We start from the raw sequence: 3061 nt of genomic DNA, 5'->3' as shown, positions 1-3061 counted from the left end.
GCGCGCGCGTCCGGAACGGGCCCGTGGAGGCGCGCGACGCGTTCAGGAGCCTTCCCCGCTCTCCGGCGCACCCATCTGCCGGCGCGGGCGGTGCCCCCGCGTCCCGGCGGGAGCCCTTACCGCGTCACGACCGGCGGCAGCGGTTCACGGGCCGCGTGCCATGCGGGAGGGAGGGTGGCGACGCCGGTGCGGGCGGCGACGACCCCGCCCACGATCGCGCAGGTGGTGTCGATGTCACCGCGCCCGGCGACCGTCACCCACAGAGCCTCGTGCAGGTCGTCGAGGTGCCCCGCGGCACACCACAGGGCGTACGGGACGGTGTCGGGCCCTGACATCCGGTAGCCGGAGCCCAGCACCTCCGCGGCGTGCCGGACGGAGGTGTGCCTCGGCATCCGGGCCGCGATCCGCACTCCCGACCGGACGTCGCTGTCGGGGAGCCGCGCGGCGACCGCCCGGAGGAAGTCCGGCCGGGCCGGGGCGGGTCCGCCCCGGCCGCGGGTCGCCATCGCCGCCGCCAGGGCGACCGCCACCGCTCCGGCAACCGCCTCCGGGTGATGGTGCGTGACCGCGGCCTGGCGGGCGGCCTGCTCGGCGGCCACGTCGAGGTCGGCGCCGTGCCAGGCGCCGAGCGGGGCGGCTCGCATGGCCGCGCCGTTGCCCCAGCTGCCCTGGCCGCCGAACTGCCCGGCGACCACCTCCTGCCAGGGCTCGCCCGCGTCGATCCGGCGCAGCACGTCGTGCATCGAGGCCCCGTAGCCGCGGTGCGTGTCCTCGGTGTAGGCCGCCGCCAGACGCAGGGCCAGGCGGTCCTGGTCGACGACGCCTCCGCCCTCGACCAGCTCCCGGACGAGGACCACCGCCTGAGCGGTGTCGTCGCTCCACCGCCACAGCGGTTCCGGGGGCGGCGTCCGGGTCTCCAGGGCTTCCGGACCGTGCTGACGCAGGATGCCGAACCAGCGGTCCCCGAAGGCGTCGCCGAACGCGAGCCCGGACAACGAATCCAGCGCGGCGGCGGGTGAGTCGATCATCGGCGCAGTATCGCAGGGCCCCCGCTCCGCAGGGACGGCGAATCCGCGCGCTCCGCCGGGGAGTTCGTGCCCGTGCGGCGGAGGCCCTGGCTCGATGGGCGGGCGGGCCGACGCGAGGCCGGGGGAGCGTCAGGCGATGGAGGCCGACACGATGGCCGAGACCGCCAGGTTGCAGGAGGCGGTGACCCACACGGCGGGGTGCGGCTCCGGCTCGACCAGGGTGGCCCCCAGCTTGCCCGGGGTGACCAGGTCGACCACGAGGAAGGCGACCGCCATCATCACCAGACCCAGCAGACCGAACACCGCGGTCGACAGCAGCCCCTTGCCGAAGTCGTCGTAGGTGGTCCAGATCGACGTGAAGACGATGCCGCCTATGCCCAGCAGCGCCGAGCTGAGGAGCAGGGCGGCGTTGCGGTTGCGCTCCTCCCAGATCTGGCGGCCCAGCTTGCCGGGCGTCAGCAGGTCGATCAGGAAGATGCCGAGGATCAGCAGGACCACGCCCAGGGCGCCGTACGCGGCGGCCCGGCCGAGGCCTTCGATGATGTCGTTCATAGGGGTGTCGGCTCCAGCGATGAGTGATCGGCAGTCAAGGAGAGGCAAAATCTAGCGCAGATGTTCGGCGCCGGCGGCGGTGAGGCGGTGGCCCGATCCGGCCGTCCGCTGTTCAGGCGGACTTCACCGCGGCGTCCCCTGCCGTGCGGTGTGCCGCCGGTACGTTCCGGCCATGCCGACCGACCCCTCGGTGATCCGGCTCCTGGCCGTGCTCGCCGTCCTCCTCTGCGCACCGCTCGCGGCCGCGCTGGGCCTGCGCGCCCTGGAACTCGCCGGGCTGCTGGGCGCCGGACGGCAGGGCGTGCGGCCCTCCGTCCGGCTCGTCGACGCCGCCGCGCACACCGCAGCCGTCCGCCGCCCCGTGCCGGGCCGTCTGCGCGCGCTCGCCGGGTGCGTCCTGGGGGCCTCGGCCCTGGCGCTGTGCGCCGCGTTCGCCGTGGTGACGGCGGTGCGCGGCCAGGCGTGACGGTCGCGTCGGACCGACCTGCGGGCCTGACCGCACCGACCGTCAGGGACGAGCGGCGTCCTCGGGCCACACGACGGTGACGGGGACGTGGACGCCCAGCGCGTAGGCGACCGTGTCGGCGGTGCCGCCGTGACCGAGGGCGGGCCGGCCGTCCCAGACGGCGAGGAGCTCGTCGCTCAGCCCCACCAGGATCTCGCCCGCGGTCTGGCGGGCCTGGGGGGTCGACGACTCCAGCCCCGTCCGGTGCACGCGCCGGGCCTGCTTCACCAGATCGTCGTAGACGGGCAGGTACTCCGAGGACAGGGTGGCGCGGTGGTCCTCGGCGGGGACGACGATCTCCAGTGCGGCGCCCGCGTCCAGCGCGGCCCTGGCGAGCCCGCTCTCCGGCCCCTCGGCGGCGCAGGTGACCACGGTCAGCGCGGCCGGGTCGTAGCGCCTCAGTCGTTCGGCGAGCCTCTCCTGAACCTGGCCGACGATCTCGTGGCTCAGGTTGCGGTGCCCGGTGATTCCCACACGCATGGTGCGATTCCTCTACGCGTACGAAAGTGGAACGTGATGTCGAACTTCCGCACCATAGCGCCGAGTCGGGGGTACGGAGTGGGGCGGTACGCGAAACGTCGTGAGAAGAACGGGCACCGGAGCCGCCGGTGCGGCTTCCGTGACCACGGCACGGCCACGGCTGCGGGGTGGCCGGGGTCCGTGCCGTCCGGCGCGCCCTCCCGTGCGTGACGCGGGCGGTCGGCGCGGGGTCCCGGGTCGAGGTCTCCGGGCCGCGGCCGCGGCGGGCACCCCTCCCGACGGCCGTCGGGCCCCGCCTCTGCGCGGCACGCGGCGACAGGAGCGAGGGCGGCACGTTCCCGCACCGGGTAATCCCGGGGGGCGAGGCTGCTCCCCAGGGGCCGGCGACCGTCCTGGGCGTGGGCGCACCGCTCCGGCGGTCGGCGTCGACGTTCCGGTGGGCCGTCACCGCCGGGGCCTTCGCCCGCTGCCCGCCGCCCGCGGGGCGGATGTGGGG

At 75.5% G+C, this 3061-nt stretch carries 4 protein-coding genes; 1 reads left to right on the top strand and 3 read right to left on the bottom strand.

The annotated features are described in order from the left end of the window. Window positions 1-116: 116 nt before the first annotated feature. Together ACOV8S_RS23125 and ACOV8S_RS23120 are read right to left on the bottom strand one after the other, a co-directional pair. Window positions 117-1028: an ADP-ribosylglycohydrolase family protein gene (locus ACOV8S_RS23125; protein WP_448319959.1), complete on the bottom strand. Its 912-nt coding sequence runs from the start codon at window positions 1026-1028 to the stop codon at window positions 117-119. Window positions 1029-1157: 129 nt separating this feature from the next. Then, on the bottom strand, window positions 1158-1580 hold the full coding sequence (locus ACOV8S_RS23120; protein WP_448319957.1) for a DUF350 domain-containing protein: 423 nt from the start codon (window positions 1578-1580) through the stop codon (window positions 1158-1160). Between the two features lie 172 nt (window positions 1581-1752). Between ACOV8S_RS23120 and ACOV8S_RS23115 the strand changes: the two genes are divergently transcribed. After that, window positions 1753-2046 carry a hypothetical protein gene (locus tag ACOV8S_RS23115; RefSeq protein ID WP_448319955.1) on the top strand — a complete coding sequence of 98 codons (294 nt, stop codon included), beginning with the start codon at window positions 1753-1755 and terminating at the stop codon, window positions 2044-2046. A gap of 42 nt (window positions 2047-2088) precedes the next feature. On the opposite strand, the gene ACOV8S_RS23110 is transcribed toward ACOV8S_RS23115, so the two are convergent. After that, the gene (locus ACOV8S_RS23110) at window positions 2089-2565 is read right to left on the bottom strand and encodes a hypothetical protein (RefSeq protein ID WP_448319954.1); all 477 of its coding nucleotides are present in this window, start codon (window positions 2563-2565) and stop codon (window positions 2089-2091) included. Between the last annotated feature and the right edge of the window lie 496 nt (window positions 2566-3061).

This window comes from Streptomyces sp. CO7, from assembly GCF_053474865.1.
Note: the sequence above shows the minus strand (reverse complement) of the source record. Positions and strands in the feature narration are given on the sequence as shown.